General features: G+C 38.8%; 16 protein-coding genes. 13 read left to right on the top strand and 3 right to left on the bottom strand.

The window, feature by feature from the left end; translation table 11 throughout:
* Positions 1-225: 225 nt before the first annotated feature.
* From R2R28_RS00290 to R2R28_RS00275, 4 genes are all read left to right on the top strand, one after another.
* A complete protein-coding gene (locus R2R28_RS00290) occupies positions 226-1,890 on the top strand; it encodes a beta-N-acetylhexosaminidase (protein ID WP_316823703.1) in 1,665 nt (554 codons plus the stop codon).
* A 64-nt stretch (positions 1,891-1,954) separates the two neighbouring features.
* The gene (locus tag R2R28_RS00285; protein ID WP_316823702.1) at positions 1,955-2,128 is read left to right on the top strand and encodes a hypothetical protein; all 174 of its coding nucleotides are present in this window, start codon (positions 1,955-1,957) and stop codon (positions 2,126-2,128) included.
* A gap of 10 nt (positions 2,129-2,138) precedes the next feature.
* On the top strand, positions 2,139-2,615 hold the full coding sequence (locus R2R28_RS00280) for a sigma-70 family RNA polymerase sigma factor (RefSeq protein WP_316823701.1): 477 nt from the start codon (positions 2,139-2,141) through the stop codon (positions 2,613-2,615).
* Position 2,616: 1 nt separating this feature from the next.
* On the top strand, positions 2,617-3,216 hold the full coding sequence (locus R2R28_RS00275; RefSeq protein ID WP_316823700.1) for a hypothetical protein: 600 nt from the start codon (positions 2,617-2,619) through the stop codon (positions 3,214-3,216).
* Here R2R28_RS00275 and R2R28_RS00270 read toward each other — a convergent pair.
* A complete protein-coding gene (locus R2R28_RS00270; protein ID WP_316823699.1) occupies positions 3,205-4,131 on the bottom strand; it encodes an AraC family transcriptional regulator in 927 nt (308 codons plus the stop codon). The genes R2R28_RS00275 and R2R28_RS00270 overlap by 12 nt on opposite strands.
* 308 nt (positions 4,132-4,439) lie before the next feature.
* On the opposite strand from R2R28_RS00270, the gene R2R28_RS00265 reads away from it, so the two are divergent.
* The 9 genes from R2R28_RS00265 (at position 4,440) to R2R28_RS00225 (ending at position 15,739) form a co-directional block, all read left to right on the top strand.
* Positions 4,440-5,945 (top strand): aldehyde dehydrogenase family protein, encoded by a 1,506-nt coding sequence (locus R2R28_RS00265; RefSeq protein WP_316823698.1) that lies wholly within the window; start codon positions 4,440-4,442, stop codon positions 5,943-5,945.
* 240 nt (positions 5,946-6,185) lie between these two features.
* Complete coding sequence (locus R2R28_RS00260) at positions 6,186-6,560, top strand: DUF779 domain-containing protein (protein ID WP_316823697.1); 375 nt, start codon at positions 6,186-6,188, stop codon at positions 6,558-6,560.
* A gap of 254 nt (positions 6,561-6,814) precedes the next feature.
* Positions 6,815-7,021: a hypothetical protein gene (locus R2R28_RS00255; protein WP_316823696.1), complete on the top strand. Its 207-nt coding sequence runs from the start codon at positions 6,815-6,817 to the stop codon at positions 7,019-7,021.
* A gap of 103 nt (positions 7,022-7,124) precedes the next feature.
* A complete protein-coding gene (locus R2R28_RS00250; RefSeq protein ID WP_316823695.1) occupies positions 7,125-7,862 on the top strand; it encodes a hypothetical protein in 738 nt (245 codons plus the stop codon).
* Between the two features lie 77 nt (positions 7,863-7,939).
* On the top strand, positions 7,940-8,770 hold the full coding sequence (locus tag R2R28_RS00245; RefSeq protein ID WP_316823694.1) for an aminotransferase class IV: 831 nt from the start codon (positions 7,940-7,942) through the stop codon (positions 8,768-8,770).
* Between the two features lie 319 nt (positions 8,771-9,089).
* Complete coding sequence (pyrR, locus tag R2R28_RS00240) at positions 9,090-9,638, top strand: bifunctional pyr operon transcriptional regulator/uracil phosphoribosyltransferase PyrR (protein ID WP_025144664.1); 549 nt, start codon at positions 9,090-9,092, stop codon at positions 9,636-9,638.
* A gap of 2 nt (positions 9,639-9,640) precedes the next feature.
* Positions 9,641-10,570, top strand: coding sequence for an aspartate carbamoyltransferase catalytic subunit (locus tag R2R28_RS00235; RefSeq protein WP_316823693.1), 930 nt, complete (start codon positions 9,641-9,643; stop codon positions 10,568-10,570).
* A 443-nt stretch (positions 10,571-11,013) separates the two neighbouring features.
* Positions 11,014-14,037, top strand: a complete 3,024-nt coding sequence (locus R2R28_RS00230; RefSeq protein WP_316823692.1) for a tetratricopeptide repeat protein — start codon at positions 11,014-11,016, stop codon at positions 14,035-14,037.
* Positions 14,038-14,041: 4 nt separating this feature from the next.
* A complete protein-coding gene (locus tag R2R28_RS00225; RefSeq protein WP_316823691.1) occupies positions 14,042-15,739 on the top strand; it encodes a hypothetical protein in 1,698 nt (565 codons plus the stop codon).
* A gap of 309 nt (positions 15,740-16,048) precedes the next feature.
* On the opposite strand, the gene R2R28_RS00220 is transcribed toward R2R28_RS00225, so the two are convergent.
* Complete coding sequence (locus R2R28_RS00220) at positions 16,049-19,366, bottom strand: DUF5107 domain-containing protein (protein WP_316823690.1); 3,318 nt, start codon at positions 19,364-19,366, stop codon at positions 16,049-16,051.
* Between the two features lie 49 nt (positions 19,367-19,415).
* Entirely contained in the window at positions 19,416-20,777 is a 1,362-nt protein-coding gene (locus R2R28_RS00215; RefSeq protein WP_316824173.1) for a sugar porter family MFS transporter, read from the bottom strand.
* Between the last annotated feature and the right edge of the window lie 98 nt (positions 20,778-20,875).

The raw sequence follows: 20,875 nt of genomic DNA, 5'->3' as shown, positions 1-20,875 counted from the left end.
CTATCCGTTCAAACTTTTTGCAAACCCTGTCATACTGAGGCACGAAGTATCTCTTTCATCGGTTGCAGATGCTTCGTGCCTCAGCATGACAGTTTATTTAGGGTTGCGGCAAACGAAAAGATACTTACAACAGGTTTATGTAACAAAGTGATTCGCCCTGCCAAACCTTTTCCTTTCATCCGGCTATAATTATTATTTTTGGAAAGGTAACCTACCCTTTTCAGCATGAGAAAAACGATCCTTTTGTTTCTAACCATAATTACTTTAAAACTTTCTGCACAGGAAGTAAACATCATCCCTCAGCCCGTAAGTATTAAAACTGGAAAAAACACAGAAAAATTTATCATTGATAAAAACACAGAAATTATTTCAAATGATTCTTTATCAAATTCAGCATTATTCCTACAAAATTATATTCAACAATACTATAACCTAAAACTTCGGATTAATCCTAATTCGACAAATAAAAAAAACTTCATCAAATTAGAAATAATTAGCCGGTTAGTAAAAAGCCCAAATGAATATGAACTCATAAGCGACAACAATCAGACAATAGTTTATGCTTGTTCAGAGAATGGGCTTTTTTATGGGATTCAAACCTTAATTCAGTTGATACCAGCGGTAAAATCTTCATTATTACAAATCCCAGCGGTCGAAATTACCGATTACCCCCGATTCGATTACCGTGGGATGCACCTGGATGTGAGTCGCCATTTTTTCGATGTGGCTTTTGTAAAACAATACATTGATTATTTAGCGCTGCATAAAATGAATTATTTCCATTGGCATTTAACGGATGATCATGGCTGGCGGATCGAAATCAAAAAATATCCAAAACTGACCGAAATTGGCGCCTGGCGTGATGGAAGTATCATCGGTTTGTGGCCTGGGAAGGGAAATGAAAACATCAAATATCAGGTATTACCAACAGCAGTAAAAATTACCCCAAAAGATGCCGTACTTAAAACTGATGGCATTAAACATGCCGGATACTATACGCAGGAACAAATTAAAGAGGTAATTGATTATGCTGCTAAACGTTACATTACCATTATCCCTGAAATTGAAATGCCGGCCCATAGCATGGCCTTACTGGCTGCGTATCCGGAATTAGGTACTGAGCCCAATAAAAAATATGAAGTTGCGCAAACCTGGGGGATGATGAACAAATACAATAATGTATTGCAGGCATCTGACACCACTTTTAAATTCCTGGAAAACGTATTGACAGAGGTAATGGATTTATTTCCATCACCATACATCCACATTGGTGGCGATGAGGCTTCGAAAGTATGGTGGAAACAATCTGCTGTTTCGCAGGAAATGATGAAAGCTAACGGCTTGAAAAGCGAAAGTGAACTGCAAAGTTATTTTATCCGCAGGATAGAGAAATTTGTAAACAGCAAAGGTAAAACCATTATCGGCTGGAATGAAATTTTACAGGGTGGCTTGGCTCCAAATGCTGTGGTAATGAGCTGGCAAGGTGAAAAAGGAGGTGTGGAAGCCGCCAAACAGCAACATAAAGCCATCATGACACCCGAAAATAACATGTATTTCAATCACGCTCAATTTGTAAAAGAAGATAGCCTAACGGCAAACAAATTTTCACCTTTAATTGATGTGTACAATTATGAACCTGTACCAACGGAACTCACTGCCGAACAGGCTAAATACATTTGGGGCGGACAAGGTTGCCTTTGGAGCGAGTACATCACCAACCCGGCAAAAGTACAGTATCAGCTTTTCCCAAGGTTGGATGCTTTGAGCGAGATTTTATGGAGCCCAAAAGAAAAAAGAAATTATCCAGATTTTCAAAAAAGGCTTAAAACGCAGTTTAAACGCTATGACTTAATGGGAATTACTTATCCGAAAAGATATTTAGAAAATTAATTTTCAATTGCTGTAATTTTTCCGGCCAGTTGTTTACTTATTGTTCAGATTAATTTAATAAGCAATGAAAAACAACAATTTTAAATTAGGTACAGTAGCTTTTTTCATCACGATTGCCCGTGTAACAGAAATTCAGGACTATGTGAGGTGTTTTTTATTAACCGTGGCGACAGTTTCTTTAACAACAGGTATTTATCAATACCATAAAGCTTATAAGGCCTACCAGCTATCAAAATAGATAAGAAACTATGATTGAAAAATCTTATCTCGATAAGTTGGAAGAACATAAGGGGATTATCTATAAAATGGTAAACCTGTATGCCGATGATGAGGAAGACCGCAAAGATTTATACCAGGAGATCATATTCCAGAGCTGGAGTGCTTTTAACCGTTTTAAAGGTGATGCAAAATTTTCTACCTGGCTTTACAAGATCAGTTTAAATGTTTCCCTTTCTTTTTTAAGCAAGCAGAAAAAGCAAAACCGGACCAAAGAACAAAACACTTTTGACCATTTTTTTGAGCCGCCTGAATTATCAGAACGTGCCGATTGGCTTTATCGATGCATAAAGCAGTTAACAGAAATTGATCGGAGTATAATTATGCTTCACCTGGATGGTTTCGATAATACGGAAATAAGTGAAATGATGGGACTATCAAGAAACCACACCAACGTAAAACTGCACCGGATTAAACAACAATTAACCACCCTCCTAACCCAAAAATAAGATGGATCTGGACCAAGAATGGAAAAACCTGAGTATAGAGTTTAACTCAGAAGTTGATAAGATTGCTATTGCCAACATCACTATAGATGAAAAATCGCACAGCCTTTTACAGGATTTATTATTTAAGCTGAAATGGAAATTAAGATGGATCAGGATCATTGACCTGCCCATTTTAACAATGGCTTTTTTTGTAAACGGAGATTTAAAATACCTATTGATTTTTTCATTTATTACATACGAAATTTTCAGGGCTATGGCCGTAAGTGATTTAAAAAAAATCAAGACCAGCGTAGACTATAATACCAATACAAAAGAGGTTTTAATCAACAATTTAGCCGCTGTTAAAAGGATATTAAGAAGTGAGACCCTTTATGGATATATTTTTATACCGTTGGGAGGGCCAACAGGATTATTGGCTTACCGCCTATATGTACACCAAACCTTTGAGAAGGTATTCAGTTTGCCTCATTTTTTTATGCATGCGGCATTGCTTTCCATCATTGGTATACCATTAATATATGTAGCAAAGAAAATGAACGATAGTGTTTTTTCAGCGCCGTTAAGAAATCTTAATGAAAAGATAAAGAGTTTAATGGATTAGCTGATTTGCCACCTGTAGCTGATACGCCCCTGGTGTAACACCTACCATCTTTTTAAAAGCCCTGATAAAGTAATTGGCATCATTAAAGCCCAATTCGTAACTTATCGAGGCTACCTTAGCTCCGGGTTGTGCAAGCAAAATTTTGGCCTTATTAATTTTTTCAGTCAGGATAAAATCGTTGGGACTGATGCCCAGTTCGCGTTTAAACAACCGGTAAAATGTTGCCTTGCTCATGCAGGCTTTATCGCTCAAACTGTTAATACTGATTTTTTCATTCAGGTTCGATTTAATGTAATTCAGTACAAAAGCCAATGGGTTTTGATTGAGGTTATACCCATCATCGCTGATCGTTTTAAGGTTCTGCGTTTGCATAATGCGCACCAGCAACTCTTTTAGCGTTAAATCTGCCAGTACATCTTTTTCTTTGGTCCGTTCGGAGCAGATGCGAATGACTTTATTAATGAGATAGGCAATTTCTTCATTATTATAAAAATGGTATTCATCGTAATTCAGCAACCATTTTTCATTGCTTCCTTCCTTTGGGAAAAACTCGTTCAAATAAACAATTGTTTTCTGAATCTGCTCCTGATCAATAGCCAGGGCAATACATTGTGTGGGGTTGAGATTGGTAGCTTCCGGAAAATCGATTTCCATGGTAACCGCTGGTGGCACAATAACCGTTTGACCGGGAAAATAATCGAAACCTTTCTTATCGAACAGATGCATCACCTTTTTTCCCCTCAGCATGCTCGTAATTACAAAATCATTAAAAGTAAGAGGTACTTTGTACGATTGGGTATAGGTTTCGAAAACATTTAATTCGCAACGCTCTAAAGTATAAGAAGTTCTGTTTTCTACCAACGTTTGCAACGTTTCTGAAGCGCTGAGTTTTACCTGATCCAATGTATGTTGCATAACCGAAAAAGATTTGATTAAATCAATATAATACTATCAAATATAATGATTTCGTTCGCTTATATTACCTTTCAAAGCAAGTATTAATGTCAAATTAACGCTTAAATCATCCCGTTTCAATTACGTTACGTCAACTGAAACAATAGTGCTACCAATTGAGCCGATTATACTACCTGTCCTCATTGCTTTGCCATTAGGTTTGTATTAACCAAATCTTTTAACCGCAAAAATCATTATGAGCAATTCCACCAGATTTATTTCAGATTCTGCTCATGGTGGCTTTTAAAATTTAATCATCAATAATAATTATGGAAAATTTAATTGAGAAACCATCTTTCAAACCTCATTACGATAACTATATCGGGGGAAAATTTGTAGCACCGGTTAAAGGCGCTTATTTCGACAACATCTCCCCGATTGATGGCAAGGTATTTACCAAAGCAGCACACTCAACCAAAGAAGATTTGGCCTTAGCTGTTGATGCCGCACACGAAGCTTTTAAAACCTGGAGCAAAACCTCTTCAACCGAAAGAAGCATCATTTTGAACAAAATTGCCCAACGGATGGAAGATAACCTGGAATACCTGGCAACCGTTGAAACCATTGATAATGGAAAAGCAGTTAGAGAAACCTTAGCCGCCGATTTACCTCTGGGTGTAGACCATTTCAGGTATTTTGCAGGTGTAATCCGTGCAGAAGAAGGTTCTTTATCAGAACTCGATCATAATACCGTTTCGTTAATTGTACATGAGCCAATTGGTGTAGTGGCGCAGATTATTCCCTGGAATTTCCCTTTGTTAATGGGTATCTGGAAACTGGCCCCTGCCCTTGCTGCCGGAAACTGCGTAGTGTTAAAACCAGCAGAAAGCACCCCGATTTCGATTATGGTTTTAATGGAACTGATTGGCGATTTATTGCCTCCGGGAGTGATAAATGTGGTTAACGGTTTTGGTGCAGAACTTGGCCGTGCATTGGTTACCAATCCTAAAGTTTCGAAAGCGGCCTTTACAGGCTCAACCCCTACCGGAAGATTGGTGATGCAATATGCAACTGAAAATATCATCCCGGTTACCTTAGAGTTAGGAGGAAAATCGCCTAATATTTTCTTTAGTTCGGTAATGGCCGAAGATGATGCCTTTTTAGATAAAGCAGTAGAAGGTGCGGTAATGTTTGCCTTAAATCAAGGCGAAATTTGTACCTGCCCATCACGTTTACTAATCCAGGAAGATATTTATGAAAAATTTATCGCCAAAGTGATCGAAAGAACTGAAGCGATAAAAATTGGAAGTCCGCTGGATAGAACGGTAATGATGGGTGCGCAGGCCTCGAAAATTCAATACGAAAAAATTGCCCAATACATTAAATTAGGCAAAGAAGAAGGTGCAGAAGTGTTAACCGGCGGAGAAATGAACGAATTACCCGGCGAATTGGGTGGCGGTTACTACATTAAACCAACCATTTTTAAGGGCCATAACAAAATGCGGATTTTCCAGGAAGAGATTTTTGGTCCGGTGTTGGCTGTTACTACCTTTAAAACCGTTGAAGAAGCGATCGAAATTGCAAATGATACTTTGTATGGCTTAGGTGCTGGTGTATGGACACGTGACGCACATGAGCTTTATCAGGTACCTCGTGCCATCCAGGCGGGCCGTGTTTGGGTTAACCAATACCATGCTTACCCTGCAGGAGCACCATTTGGCGGTTACAAACAATCGGGTGTAGGTAGAGAGAACCATAAAATGATGCTGGGCCATTACCGCCAGACAAAAAACATGCTGATTTCTTACGATAAAAATAAATTGGGTTTCTTTTAGTTTAGTTTGAATGAGGGGCTGTGTTATAAATACAAAATTGTCATTATGAAAATTCAGTCTTAGCTAAAACATTGTATTTGTGATGACAGTTTGAGGGATATCGTCATTCCCAACTTGATTGGGAATCCTAATGCAATACGCTTTAAGATTCCCGCCTGCGCGGGAAAGACGACCGCACTTGGAATCTGGCATTACTCAACATCTTTCTAAAAACCACATTTCAAACCTAAAAAAACCAATATGGTAGAACGAATAAACAGTACAGAAAAAGCCAAGGAACTGATTGTGGTACTTAAAGAAAAACACGGAGAACTCATGTTCTACCAGGCCGGAGGCTGTTGCGAAGGCACACAACCGCAATGCTTCGAAAAGGGCGGTTATTACCTGCGGATGCGTGATGTTTGTTTAGGTGAGGTAGAAGGCTGCGAATTTTGGGTAGACAGGGATTTATTTGAGTATTGGAAATTTTCGCATTTCACTTTAGATGTACTTGACGGATTTGGTGTGGGCGGCTTCTCTTTAGAAACGCCGCTTCAAAAAACATTTAAAATCCATTATCGCTTATTCACCGAGGAAGAACTAAAAGATTTAACCCCAGTAAAAATGGCAGAGTAATTGTTGTTTATTTGGTTTAAACAGAGGCCGGTTTGGAGTAATCCAACCGGCTTTTTTAAGAAGCCGTCATCTCGACTGAAGCATCGCGGAACGGAGAGATCTATCGCGAGTGGAGTTGTCTGCAGCAGATTTCTCCACTTCGCTGCACTCCGGTCGAAATGACGGTATTTATTGACTGAAAAAGCTTTCTCCCAATGACGACTTTTCTTCCTACTTTTAAAAATAAATGCAATCTTTGCATTCAAAATAAATCCATGCGTAAACTATTTGCCGTCCTTTCTACCATTATTACCTTATTTGCCATTAAAGAAGCGGTATATGTTTTCCTTTCAACGGAGCCGGATATGGTTAAGCAGAAACCTATTCTGATTATCATTGCACTAAGTATCTGTATTCCTTTAATGTTGCTGTCACTTTGGTTATGGTCGCCGGGCAGAAAGAAAAACGACCAGCAAAACTAAGGATAAAACCTAATTTCAACTTGATGACCGGTTGTGTAATAGCTGCTTACAGGTAGTATATTTTAATAAAATAAGTATCTTGTGAGTATCTAAACCGAAATGCATGTTCAAATTATCAAACCTGATTCCACTAATTATTATTTGCCTTTTTTCCTGTAAACAAAAGCAAAATCCACAGGTATTACCAAGTGATTCTTTAACTGTAAAGCACATCGGTTCGACAAAAGTAAAACCTCAACAGTATGCGGATACCATAAAGATCAACTTTGAACAGCACAAAGACATCCTGAAAATTATTCCACTTTTACCCGATAGTGCCATGGGCAGTTGGGAATGGAAAAAAGACGAGCGGATCAAAACTATTGACTTTATAAAAGCGCATCACTACTTTATAGACACCACAAAATTATATAATAACATTAAAGTTATAAAATCCTATTATTTTCGGACACAGGTGGTTGATGGCTCGTGGTCAATATCCGCTTATAAGATTGAGAATGATCATTTTATCGTGATTACCAATGATATGGTGGGTGACGGAAACGACCTAAATGTTTACGAATTTGATCAAAATACACTTAAGCCGATCGGCATCAAAAATATTCTTGGCGATTATTTTCAGGAGCTGTTAGTTGACAAACAGGGTGAACAATGTACTAAAACGCTGGAGGATAATGAAATTACGTTTTCTTATGATTTCGAAAGAAAAGATTTAATCGAAATATCTTCGGATTATTTCTCCAAAAAGGAAAATTCAGACTGTTTAAAGGGCAATACTTTGAAATATCAATTTAACACCACTTTGAAAAAATTCGAACTTATTGAGATTTTATGGAAGTAAGATAGCAATTAAAAATTAGCTCAATCTATTGGCTATAAAAAAGATAATCCTGTACATTAGCTTTTATTATAAAGCTGATGATGTATATTTCGATCAATAATGAACTTTTTTCACAGGAAGAGGCCAATATCTCGGTCGCTGACCTGTCTATCCAAAGGGGTTACGGAATTTTCGACTTCCTGAAAACGATCAATAACAAGCCGATTTTTATTGAGGATTATTTTAACCGTTTCTATAACTCGGCAAAAGAGATGCACCTGGAAGTTGCACTTAACCCTGAGCAGCTCCGTGAAGCCATTTTAAAACTGATCGCCAAAAACAATATTCCTAATTCAGGTATAAAAATCATCCTTACCGGTGGTTTTTCTGAAGATGGATACACCATGGTAAAACCAAACCTGATTATCATACAAACCCCTTTAAATATCATCGAAAGTGAAACCAGCAAAGCACTTGCCCTAGTGAGTTATAACCACCAACGGCAGATTCCGCAGGTAAAAACCATCGATTATTTACAGGCCATCCGTTTACAGAAATTTGTAAAGGAAAACGATGCCGACGACCTGCTTTACCATAATAATGGCAAAGTGAGGGAATGCCCAAGGGCAAATTTTTTCATCGTTACCAGAGACGAAATTATTACCGCGAAAGATGAAGTTTTGCATGGGATTACCAGGAAGAAAATTTTAGGATTGACCATCCCGAATTATACCTTTATAGAAAGAGATTTCACCTTAGATGAAGTTTACCAGGCCAAAGAAGCTTTTATCAGCAGCTCGACAAAAAATGCCTTTGCGGTTGAAAAAATCGACGAAAAATTGATCGGCGATGGAAAAAACACCATTACCAAATTAATTAACGATAAACTTTTAGAATTAATCGAACTAGATCAGAAAGGTTTAAACTGAAAGCCGTAAAACCAGAGCTTAAAGCATAATTAAGCTGAAAAACCAAAGCAGAAAGAAAAATCAATGCAAAAAGAACAAAGCTTAAACAGCATATGCAACAACGTGAATCTTAAACTTTTATCTCTGGTCTTTCTGCTTTAGTCTTTCAGCTTTGGTCTTTCGTCTATAGTCTTTCTGCTTTAGCTTTCTGCTCAACTAAAAATTTATTTTACGCATTTACATTTTGATAAAGAACATTTTAGCAATCAAAACCTAAAACATTCCGCATTCAACTTTCCTACCTTAAAACATTTTTATATATTTGCCCAATCCTTCTTCAATGCAAAAGAAAACACTTCTTGACGGACAAAAAATTCAGATTACAATTAAGAGGCTCTGCCATCAATTAATTGAAAACCACGACGATTTCGCGAATACCGTTTTAATTGGCATCCAGCCCAGGGGTATTTTTTTGGCTGATCGTATCCACCAGGAACTCGAACAAATTCTAAAAAACAAGAAAATATTAAAGGGAAACCTTGATATTACGTTTTTCAGGGACGATTTCCGCCGCAAGGACGGATTGGTTACAGCCAGCAGCAACTCGATTGATTTTATTATTGAAGGCAAAAAAGTAATCTTAATTGATGATGTACTTTGGACGGGCAGAACCATCAGGGCAGCACTTGATGCCTTGCTTGCGTATGGCCGGCCAGAGAAAGTGGAACTTTTGGTTTTAATAGACCGCAGGTTTAGCAGGCATTTACCAATTGAACCCGATTATATCGGCCACCAGGTAGATAGTTTAAACTCGCAACAGGTAAAAGTAACCTGGGCAAGTGAAGGAAGTGAAGACAAAGTGATTTTAATATCGGAAAACAATAAATAAAAATGGCAGCAGAACAACTATCAACCCGACATCTTTTAGGCATTAAAGATATTAACCGGAATGATATCGAATTGATTTTCGAAACTGCAGATAATTTCAAGGAAGTGATTAACAGGCCAATCAAAAAGGTGCCTTCGCTCCGCGACATTACCATTGCCAATATTTTCTTCGAAAACTCTACCCGTACCAAACTTTCGTTCGAACTGGCTGAAAAAAGGCTTTCGGCAGACGTGGTTAATTTTGCGGCTTCATCATCTTCGGTAAGCAAAGGCGAAACCCTGATTGATACAGTAAACAACATCCTGTCGATGAAAGTTGATATGGTGGTGATGCGTCACCCTTATGCTGGTGCTGGTCAGTTTTTAAGTAAACATGTAAAAGCGCAGATTGTAAATGCAGGTGATGGTGCACACGAACACCCTACACAAGCTTTACTTGATGCTTTCTCAATCCGCCAGAAACTGGGCGATGTGGCAGGCAAAAAAGTGGTAATCGTTGGCGATATCCTGCACTCGCGTGTAGCGATCTCCAATATCCTATGCTTACAACGTTTAGGTGCGGAGGTAATGGTTTGCGGACCAACAACTTTGATTCCAAAACACATCCACCAACTGGGTGTAAAAGTAGAACATAACCTCATCAAAGCCTTAAACTGGTGTGATGTAGCCAACATGCTACGCATCCAACTGGAGCGCCAGGACATTAAATATTTCCCCTCACTAAGGGAATATGCCATGATGTATGGCTTAAACAAACAGATCTTAGATAACCTGGATAAAGAAATCATCGTTATGCACCCAGGCCCGATTAACCGCGGCGTGGAAATTACCAGCGACGTGGCCGACAGCAAACAATCTATCATTTTAGAACAGGTAGAAAATGGTGTTGCGGTGAGAATGGCGGTGCTGTATCTGTTGGCAAGTCAGGGGTAGGTTAGTTCAATCGTTCATTGGTCATTGGTTTATTAGTGCAGAGTCCATAATCTAGCATCTTGCCAAAAGGACTAAGTCCAGCGTCTTTTTAGAAATGCATTGGTAAATAGTCCATTGCTAATAGTCTATGGCAATTAACCAGTTTATATGATTGACCAATTAACCCTTCTACTAGATTGCTTTGTTGGCTGAAAAGCCGCCTCGCAATGACGGATGCGGCGGTACCAATGAACTATTGACGAATGAACCAATGAACCCTTATCGGATGCGGCGGTGCTAATGACAACTTAACAAATGAACCATCCTACTTTTCCACATTCGTTCACGCCTTAATACCAAACTAAAAATCCTATCGTTAATTTGTGTTATTAACAGATGTTAATTACTTATGTTGATAAGCTTTGATACTATTTATAATTTAGTACCAACCATATTTGAAACCAATGCAGAAAAAATACTTACTAATTCCGCTATTTTTAGCTGGAAGTTTTAGCACCTACGCCCAAGTTAGCGCAGTGCAGAACCTCAACAAAAACTATCAAACGGGCTTAGAATTATTAGACAAAGAGAAATACACTGCAGCCGCACAACAGTTTAAACTGGTTGAGCTGCAACGTTATAAACCTTCTACCCAAACAGAAAGTAATGCCGAATTATCGTTATTAAAAGAGAACGCTAAATTCTACGCCGCCGTTTGTGCCTTAGAGTTGACCAACAGCGATGCCGAGAGTTTATTTCAGGCATTTATCCGCGATTATCCTTTAAACCCGAACACCAAACTGGCATATTTCTATGTTGGAAAAACCTATTTCAACCAGAAAAACTACAAAAAAGCGTTAGAATGGTTCGAAAAAACAGATCCTTCTACCCTTTCTGGCAAACAACGTAACGAATACCAGTTTAAACAGGGATATGCCTATTTCGAGTTAAAAGACTACGATAAAGCAGAACCTTTATTCGAAAAAGTAAAGAAAGAAGAAGGTGCTTTTCAGGAAAGTGCTACTTATTATTTTGCTTACATCAATTACCTGAACAAAGAGTACAAAACGGCACTGGCTAACTTCGAAAAGTTAAAAGGCTCTCCTACTTATGAGGCAAGTTACCCTTATTACATCACTTCGATGTACTATTTAGATGAGCGTTATGATGATGTAATCAGCTATGCCTTGCCTGCCATGCAAAAAACCAAACAACAATTCGAGCCAGAAATGTTGAGCCTGGTTGCAGCATCTTACTTCGCGAAATCTGAATTCAAAAATGCTGAAAAGTATTTTGCAGAATATTATGCTAAAGACAAAAGCGAAACCAAAAACAACCTCTTCATTTACCAATACGGTTACTCTTTATTTCAGAATAAAAAGTACAAAGAATCGATCAGCGTTTTAGAGAAATTAAACAACGACGACATTTACCTGCAAAACGGTATGCTTACGCTTGGTAAAGACTTTATCCAGCTGGGCGACAAACAAAAAGCACAGAGTGCATTTTTCAGGGCTTCGCGTTTAAGTTTCGATAAGGTAATCCAGGAAGAAGCCTGGTTAAATTACGCCAAATTAAGCTACGAACTCGAATTTCACCAGCAGGCCTTGGAGGCTACACAAGGTTTCTTAAAAACCTTCCCTAAATCGCGTAAAATAAACGAAGCCAAAACTTTATTAGGTGAGGTTTTATTAACCACCAAAAACTACCAGGCCGCCGTAGATATTTTAGAACCAATTCCTGATAAAACTTTGGAGGCCAAAGAAGCTTACCAGAAAGTGACTTATTTCCGTGGGTTGGAATTTTACAACGAAAGAGCGTTCCCAAATGCTTTGTCAATGTTTTTACGTTCCGAAAAATTTGCAGAAGATAATGAGATTAATGCTTTAAACACTTATTGGAAAGCAGAATCGATGTACGAACTACGCAAGTTCGGAGAAGCGGTTAGCACCTTCGAAAAATTCTTAAAAATGCCTGATGCCGATAAAACAGGCGTGTACAATTTCGCGAATTATGCACTTGCTTATGCCGCTTTTGAAGATGAAAAATACAGCAAAGCAGCCAACTATTTCGAAAAATTTCTTGCAGGTAACGATAAAGATCAAAAAACGATTGACGATGCCACCATCCGTTTAGCCGATTCTTATTTCGTAAATAAGAATTATGGCGATGCGATGGCGAATTATAATAAGATCATCAGCCGTAAAACTACTTCTGAAGATTACGCAACTTTCCAGAAAGGAATGATCCAGGGCTTGGAAAACCAGTATGATGCAAAAATTGCCACGATGCAAAGTTTGTTAAATGCTTTTCCAAATTCTAACTATGCGGATGATGCAGGTTTCGAAACGGCTTATACCTATTTCAATAAAGGCGACTTTGATAAATCTAAATCAGACCTTGTGGCTTTGGTAGCTAAATATCCACGCAGCAGTTATGTGGCAAAAGCTTTAGTTACCATCGGCCTGGTACAATACAACCAAGATCAGGATGATGCCGCTTTAGAATCTTTCAAAAAAGTAATCCGCGATTATCCTACTGCAGATGAAGCTAAGCAGGCTATGGAATCAATCAAGAACATTTATGTAGATCGTGGCGATGCAAATGGCTTTATCACTTATGCAGCCACTACCCCGCTCGGAAATTACTCTGGTTCGGAACAAGACAATATCGTTTTTGCCGCAGCCAATAATACGTATTTAAAAGGTGATGCAAACGGTGCATTCCAGGCGGTAAATGCTTATTTTGATAAATTCCCTAAAGCGATCCACGAGAAAGAAGCCAAATTTATCAGGGCTGAGTCGCTGGTTAAATTAGGCCGTCCGGATGAAGCCATTCCTGATTATGAATTTATCTTAAACGATTGGACGAGCGATTATACTGAACGATCGTTAGTGAGTATATCAACCTTGTTCTTAAACCAGAAGAAATACAACGAAGCAATCGTTTACTTAAAAAGATTAGAAACCACAACCGATTACAAATCGCATTATAGTTTCGCCATCAACAACCTGTTAAAGGCTTACACAGCCTTAAACATGCCAGATGACATGCTTAAATATGCCCAGCTGACCAAAGAATCTGAAAAAGCATCAGAGGAAGAAAAAAACAGTTCGAGTTTATTCTCAGGTAAAGCATACCTGTTAAAAGGCGACACTACTACAGCCATAAAGGAGTTTAAAAATGTAGTAGCCAAAACAAAAACCATTGCTGCTGCCGAAGCGAAGTATAACCTTGCCTTGTTAGAATACAACAAACGTGATTTCAAAACTTCATCAAAAACCTGTTTCGACCTGATTAATAACATGGCTGCTTACGATTATTGGGTAGCGAAGGCATTTATCCTTTTATCTGACAACTATGTTGCCCTGAAAGATAATTTACAGGCAAAAAGCACACTTCTAAGTATAATTGATAATTACGAAGGCAAGGATGATATTATCCCTACAGCCAAAGAAAAACTAGAAAAACTAAACCAGAAGAAGTAGCATTATGAAATCGATTAAATATATATATAGTTCACTGTTTTTTTTAGCTGCTGGATTAATGACTGCTCAGGCGCAGGATAAAAAGGCCGACGAAAAAGGTGTTGTAAATGAAGAGATTGAAGTAGTACGCCCTTATAAGCCAATTTTGGCTGAAGCGGTAAAGCTGAGAAGGAGTCCGAATTTGGATGACGTTAAAACCTATAAAGCGAAACTGAACTACAGCATTCTGGATAGAAAACTAGAACTGAACAGCGATATCCAAAAGTTACAGGCACAGGCCCTGGCCGAAGAAAAAGCAAGTATATTGGTTAATAACTATGTTAAAGGTGCTTTCGGTTCGCTGGCCACACTTTTAGGTGAGGCTTATTTTAACACCGGAAAAGACGAAGGTTTACAACTTGGCGGATATTTTAAACATTTCAGTCAGGAAGGTAAGCTGAATAAACAGAATAGCAGCAACCAGCAATTGAGTGTTTTTGGTCGCAGTATCTTGGATCAGAACACGGTTAGCGGCAAGATTAATTTTGAACGTAATGGCACCTATTTTTATGGGATAGATGACGCCAGACCTACGCTAAATCTTAACCCTGATAAACAAGCATTAACGACTATCGAACTGGAAGGTGAACTGGTAAAAAACTTTACGGAAGATGAAAATGCTTTCAGTTATGCTCTAAAGGCTAACGGCTACATTTGGAACGATAAATTCAGCGCAAAAGAAAATTACTTAAGTTTAAACGGTTATGTAAACAAACGCATTAACTCGTTAAACCTGGGTTTGGCCGCATCAACTGAGTTTGGCAACAGCAAAGATGCCTTAACCAGTGTTGGTAATAACCTGTTGCGTTTAAATCCTTATATCCGTTTACAGGTTAAAGGTGCTAAAATTACAGCCGGAATTAACTTTGTACAGCAGTTTGGTACAGTAAGCAGTTCGAAAATATTCCCAGCGGTTACGGCCGATTTCACTTTGATTCCTGATTATTTACAGGTTTTTGGAGAAGTTAAAGGTGATGTAAACAGAAACTCGTTAAAAGGCTTTACGGATGAAAACCCTTGGTTAAACAGCAATGCCGTGGTAAAAAACACAGTTGAAAAATTAAGTTTTAGCGCAGGTATTAAAGGTACCGGTGGTCCGGGTTTCGGTTACAAGGCTCGTATCTATGTCAAACAGTTTGATGATATGCCTCTATTCGTAAATAACTTTACAGATTTTAACAAATTTGATGTGATTTACGATTTCGGTAAAACCAAATTAACTGGTGTAGAGGGAGAAATTTCAGTACAGGTAAGCGATGCATTAAAATGGACTGGTAAATTAAACCTTGATGACTGGAAACCTGCTGCTGAAACTTACTCATGGTTTAAACCAGGTTTAAAAGTAAGCTCGAACTTTTTATATACCTATAATAAAAAATTAAGCTTTAACGCTAGTGTAGTAATACAGGACGATGTAAAAGCAAAAGTGTATACGGGCGCTCCTGTTCCTGCCTCACAATATGTAGTTCCAAACACCAATATAGAATTAATTGAAACGGTTAAAGGATATGTGGACCTGGGTGTTGGTGCAGAATACAGGATTAACAACAAATTCTCTGTTTTTGCAAAAGCGAACAATATTTTAAACACCAATTACAGCAAATACCTGTACTATCAGGCAAATGGATTTAATATTTTCGGCGGACTGACTTATTCTTTTTAAAACGAAGAGACTTCGGAAATCTTACCATAACATAAAAAAAGCCTCCAATCGGAGGCTTTTTTTGTGGATTTATTTCTTTAGGTGTCATCCAGAGGGATAATTTATTGTTTAAAAATCAATGTAAATGATAGGATATAATATAGGTAAATCGCCTCAAAGTATCGTCATTGCGAGAAGGCTTTTTCAGCCGACGAAGCAATCTTTCTAGCAAGGATCGCCTAGCAGGAAAGATTGCTTCGTCGTACCTCCTCGCAATGACGATCATAATAAAGTTATCTTCCTGATAGGTGAGACACCGACCAATAGAATTTAGCTTACATTTATCGCTTCCAACAACTGTTGATGAATCACCACTCCAAGGTGTCCTTTTTCTATCGCCAATACTTCATCAAATGATCCGGCAACCTTATCCATTTGTTTTAACCCTAAATAACCCAAACCCTGCATGTATAAACAATGGATTTTATTGCGTTTATCTAAATCATCTTCCCAAATGGTTAAGTCTGGCAAAGAAACGGCAAAGTAATCAATAGAAACATGGTCGTTAATATGCGTTTTTGCATAATTAATCAGTTTTTCGAAACGTGAATCTGCTTCAGGTTTCCTGTTCAGTTTAAGTAGTGCCAAGCCCTGGTAAAAAATCTTATCGGGCTGCTGATCATTGTAGAAAATAGCCGCAGCAGGCTCACTTAAACCAGTAGCTGCTTTTTCCCAATTTTGGTTTGCATGATTCGTATCGTTCAGTTTTTCGAAAGCTACACCCAACCAGTAAAAAATATCATTTTCCTGTGCACCTGCCAATTTACCTTCGGCGAGGTTGTGCGGATATTCCTGAGCATCTTCCAGATATTGGATTGCTGTTTCATAATTTCCATCAGCAATGGCTTGTTTTGCCAGTTCTACCAAAGCGGTTACATATTGAATGGCCACTTTACCTTCGCCGCCCTCCCATGGATGGAAAATCCTGTTTCTTAATAATTCAAGTGCTTTTTGGTGTTTACCATCAAGATTTAAAAGGGTAACGTATTCAAGGTATACGTCATCGCGCTGGGCAACCAGATTTTTATTTTCTTCCAGGAAATTAAACCTGAAATCAAGCTCTTTATTTACCCTTTTATACAGCTGATCGAGTTCCATTAAAATACGGGCATCACTTTTATCCAATTCAAATGCTTTTTCTAATAATGCAACTGCCTGTTCCTGCTTGTCGGTTTTATTATAGTAAGCCAAAGCCAGGTTACGCTGAACGGTTGGGAAAGCAGGATCGATCGCAATCGATTTTTCCCAACAAACCATTGCCACATCATAATGTTTAAAGGCATACCAGAAATTACCCAGGTAATAAGGCGCTTTGGCATCGTTAGGATTTTGTGCTATTGCGTGATTTAAGGCCAAAACGGCTTCGATCTGATTTGGGAAACAATACTCAGGATTTGCATCTCCAGCTTTTTTATGGGCAATTTTAGCCTGTTCTTCGTCGCCATTTTTACTGTAAAACCAGGCCAGATAATAATATGCAAGCGGATAAACAGCTTGCTGCGATTCGATACCTGTGCTTAAAAGTAAAATAGCTTCATTATATAAGCCTGCTGCAGCATAATCAAGGGCATATTCCATGTAAGTGTGAATATTACTCCTAATTAATGCCTGCATTTCGGTTAAATCCGCCGAATTTTCTGATAAAAGGTATTTTTCAAAACGAATCCCAAAATTAAAATGATCATTTACCAAACAGGCATCTATGGCTGCAAACGCCTTTTTGGTTTTGCCCAGTTTGCGCAAAATCGCTGCCTGTAAATGCAGGGCCTTTTCATCATGGGTATTTTTAGAGATTGCTTTTTCAATATGCGTTAAAGCACTTTCTAAATCACCTTTGATTACATCAAGCTGTGCGATATTGAAATAACCCTGATTCTGCAATGCCGCATTCCAGATCGATTTATAAAAAGCATCGTAAGCCTCCTCAAATTTATCCTGAAACTTTAACGATAAACCCAGGTTAAAATAAGGTTCACCATCGTAAGGATTCGGGTTGCGTGCCGTAAGGGTTTTAATTGCTTTCTTAAAATAAGCTTCAGACTCGGAGAACTTGCCCCTTCTTAACTTTAAAAGCCCAACAGCATTATTACTCCTGATATCGCCATCATCCCTTCTTAACGCTTCGTTATAATAATCAAAAGGGTTGTAAATGGCATGGCGGTATTGCTCCAGATGCAATCCGGTTAAGAAAAGCTGCTCATTGTTTTCGATGTCTGCAGGTGCTTTTGCTGGTTTTGCCGCTTCAGGGATATCGGTTTCATTTTCACCTTCCCATTTCCAATCCACCAGAACATTGCCTTTTTCATCGGTTATACTGATCTGCAATTGCTCAGGATTACCTTCAAAAGCGATTTCTTTTTCATAAGACAACGTTGGCGCTGCATCGTATTGATCGTTTAATAACTCACGAGCACCATCTTTTAATACAATTTTGGCATTGGGATATAGTCCGGTAGTATATACCTTAACGGTCAGTTTTCCATTTACCTGTTCAATATTAAGCATGGCATTTTTGGTGGCATTTTTAACTACGCCCAAATCGCGGTATGGCATATAATACTGTACAAAATCTTTGTATTCGCCCGGCATAATCCAAGAAAAATCTGGTTGGTTATCGGTATAAACACCGCACATCAGTTCAATGTATGGTCCATCCTCGTCGGTAAGGTTACGGTCCCAGGCCTGTCCGAAATCGCCGTTACCCCATGTCCATTGTTTTTTACCCGGAGAAATATGGTGATTGGCTACGTGAAGCAGTCCGCCTTTACTATCATTCTCATATCCGCCTACAAAATTATACTTAGACGAAACCGCCATATAAGAGGTTGGAACAGGGATATTTTTATAACGCGAGATATCAGTACCTGGCGAATAATCTACTTTGTAATAAGTTCCTTTCGCAATCGGGAAAGAAGAAACATCGCGTTTTCCATGATCGAAAACCGCATTTACATCAGGTGGAAAAACAGACTGGTAATCATCATTAACCTTTACAGCAGGATTTGCCCACCATAAAAATGTTTGAGGAAAAGGTGTTCTGTTATACAATTGACCTTTAATTTCAAGATAGTTTTTATCTGGATAAAGGGTAAAACCAATGGTTCCTTTGGTATGGAACATCCTTTCTACCTCGCTGCACCAAACGGTTGCGCTTCCATCTTCATTTTCTTCAAACAGGGAATCAACCGGATCGAAGGTTGAAGGACGGTGATGCTGTGGCCAGTTAAATTCGATACCCCCCGAAATCCAAGGGCCGGTTAAACCCACCAAAGCCGGTTTAATCACTTGGTTATAGTAGATAAAATGACGGTTTTTAGTCTTATCAAAAGCCATTTGTACCCTTCCACCTAATTCGGGCAGGATCATAATTTTCACAAAATCATTTTCCAGGTAAACCGCCTGATAAGATTTATCTATTTTTTCATCGGCAATTTTCTCGATTACAGGGTAAGGATAAACGGCTCCACTACTGCCCTGATACACTCTTTTTTCTATAAATACCGGATTCTTTTCCGGCAGGCCAACTTCATAGGTTGGAATAATAACAGCTTCTGTCCAAACTTTAACTTTCATATTTTGATCGGGCATTTTATATTTTTAACAGGTCTTTTAATAAAGATATTTGATCACTTTGGACTTAATGTCCCATTAAACTCGTTTCCAGCTCTTCCAGGGTTTGTCCTTTCGTTTCTTTCACTTTGCGTTTTACAAAGAAGAAACCTGCCAGGCAGATTACTGCATAAAGGTAAAAAGGTCCGAATGCACCGAGCCATTCTGCAAGGATCGGGAAGGTAAATACCAGCACGAAATAAGCACTCCACAATGCTACAATAGCTACAGAAGAAGCTTTCCCCCTGATGCTGTTCGGGAAAATTTCTGAGATCAATACCCAGGTAACGGGGGCTAATGAGGTTGCATAGGTAGCGATGGCCAGCAATACAAAAACTGAAACCAGGTTGGCCTGCGCGTTACTTTGCAAAAGAAAGGCAAGGATAATGTACAATATCGACAGTCCTAATGAACCGATGAGCATTAAAGGCCTGCGGCCTAGTTTATCTACCTGCCACATGGCAATAATGGTAAATACCAGGTTCACAATACCAATGGCAACGGTTTCGAAAAGCTGCCTGTCTAAATTGGCACCTACTGCTTCAAAAATGGTTGAGGTATAATTAAATACCACATTGATCCCACACAATTGCTGAAAAACGGCTAAAGTGATCCCCACTACTACCGCCGGACGGATGGCTTTTGCAAAAACAGCTTTGTAAGTCTGCTTGTCTTCACCACCACCCATTGAAGTGCTGATTGTAGCAAAAGTTTGCTCTACAAAATAAGAGTTACCGATTTTGTTAAGCACTTTTTTGGCCTGATCAATTTTGCCGGCTTTGATTAACCAACGCGGACTTTCGGGCAACCACAAAACGCCCAATAAAAACAAAGCAGCAGGAACGGTACCTAAACCAAACATCCATCTCCAGGCATTTACGCCATAATCGGCCAGTTTATAATTGATTAAGTTGGTGACCAAAATTCCGATTACGACGGTAAGTTGGTTGATTGCCACATTTCTACCACGTTTTTCGGGCGGAGAAACTTCGGCGATATACATGGGGCTTAACATCGAAGCCATTCCAACGCCAATGCCTGCGGCGAAACGCATGAGGATAAAAATAGTAAGGTTGTGAGAAAGTGCCATCCCGATAGAGGATGCAGCAAATATTAATGCGGCCAGCATCAGGCCTGGTTTACGGCCTTTACTATCGGCAATATTGCCGGCCATCACACAGCCCAAAATACAACCCAGTGCTAAAGAACCGGTAAGAAAACCTTCCCAATAGGCATTAAGTGCAAATTCGGTACGTAAAAAGGGTAATGCACCGGATATTACGGCAAAATCGAACCCGAAAAGGTATCCGCCCAATGCCGATATAAAAGAGATTCCCAGGATGTAAGTATTATTGTAAGCAACTTTTTGATTGTCCATTATGATGTGTATTTGGTTAGCAGATTTAATGTTGAAATCTGATATTCAAAACTAATTATCCAATCTTAAGCATCCAACACCTTCAGCAGGTAATTTAATGGATTATCAAC

The sequence above is a fragment of the Pedobacter miscanthi genome (genome assembly GCF_032678605.1).
Taxonomy (GTDB): Bacteria; Bacteroidota; Bacteroidia; order Sphingobacteriales; family Sphingobacteriaceae; genus Pedobacter; species Pedobacter miscanthi_A.
Note: the sequence above shows the minus strand (reverse complement) of the source record. Positions and strands in the feature narration are given on the sequence as shown.

Bases quoted from the DNA above. Each gene is read 5' to 3' on its own strand.
- R2R28_RS00235 (WP_316823693.1), top strand. From the start codon at position 9,641: ATGGCAGCAGAACAACTATCAACCCGACATCTTTTAGGCATTAAAGAT.
- R2R28_RS00280 (WP_316823701.1), top strand. From the start codon at position 2,139: ATGATTGAAAAATCTTATCTCGATAAGTTGGAAGAACATAAGGGGATT.
- R2R28_RS00230 (WP_316823692.1), top strand. From the start codon at position 11,014: ATGCAGAAAAAATACTTACTAATTCCGCTATTTTTAGCTGGAAGTTTT.
- R2R28_RS00270 (WP_316823699.1), bottom strand. From the start codon at position 4,131: ATGCAACATACATTGGATCAGGTAAAACTCAGCGCTTCAGAAACGTTG.
- R2R28_RS00285 (WP_316823702.1), top strand. From the start codon at position 1,955: ATGAAAAACAACAATTTTAAATTAGGTACAGTAGCTTTTTTCATCACG.
- R2R28_RS00225 (WP_316823691.1), top strand. From the start codon at position 14,042: ATGAAATCGATTAAATATATATATAGTTCACTGTTTTTTTTAGCTGCT.
- R2R28_RS00250 (WP_316823695.1), top strand. From the start codon at position 7,125: ATGTTCAAATTATCAAACCTGATTCCACTAATTATTATTTGCCTTTTT.
- R2R28_RS00245 (WP_316823694.1), top strand. From the start codon at position 7,940: ATGATGTATATTTCGATCAATAATGAACTTTTTTCACAGGAAGAGGCC.
- pyrR (WP_025144664.1), top strand. From the start codon at position 9,090: ATGCAAAAGAAAACACTTCTTGACGGACAAAAAATTCAGATTACAATT.
- R2R28_RS00220 (WP_316823690.1), bottom strand. From the start codon at position 19,366: ATGCCCGATCAAAATATGAAAGTTAAAGTTTGGACAGAAGCTGTTATT.
- R2R28_RS00275 (WP_316823700.1), top strand. From the start codon at position 2,617: ATGGATCTGGACCAAGAATGGAAAAACCTGAGTATAGAGTTTAACTCA.
- R2R28_RS00260 (WP_316823697.1), top strand. From the start codon at position 6,186: ATGGTAGAACGAATAAACAGTACAGAAAAAGCCAAGGAACTGATTGTG.
- R2R28_RS00290 (WP_316823703.1), top strand. From the start codon at position 226: ATGAGAAAAACGATCCTTTTGTTTCTAACCATAATTACTTTAAAACTT.
- R2R28_RS00255 (WP_316823696.1), top strand. From the start codon at position 6,815: ATGCGTAAACTATTTGCCGTCCTTTCTACCATTATTACCTTATTTGCC.
- R2R28_RS00265 (WP_316823698.1), top strand. From the start codon at position 4,440: ATGGAAAATTTAATTGAGAAACCATCTTTCAAACCTCATTACGATAAC.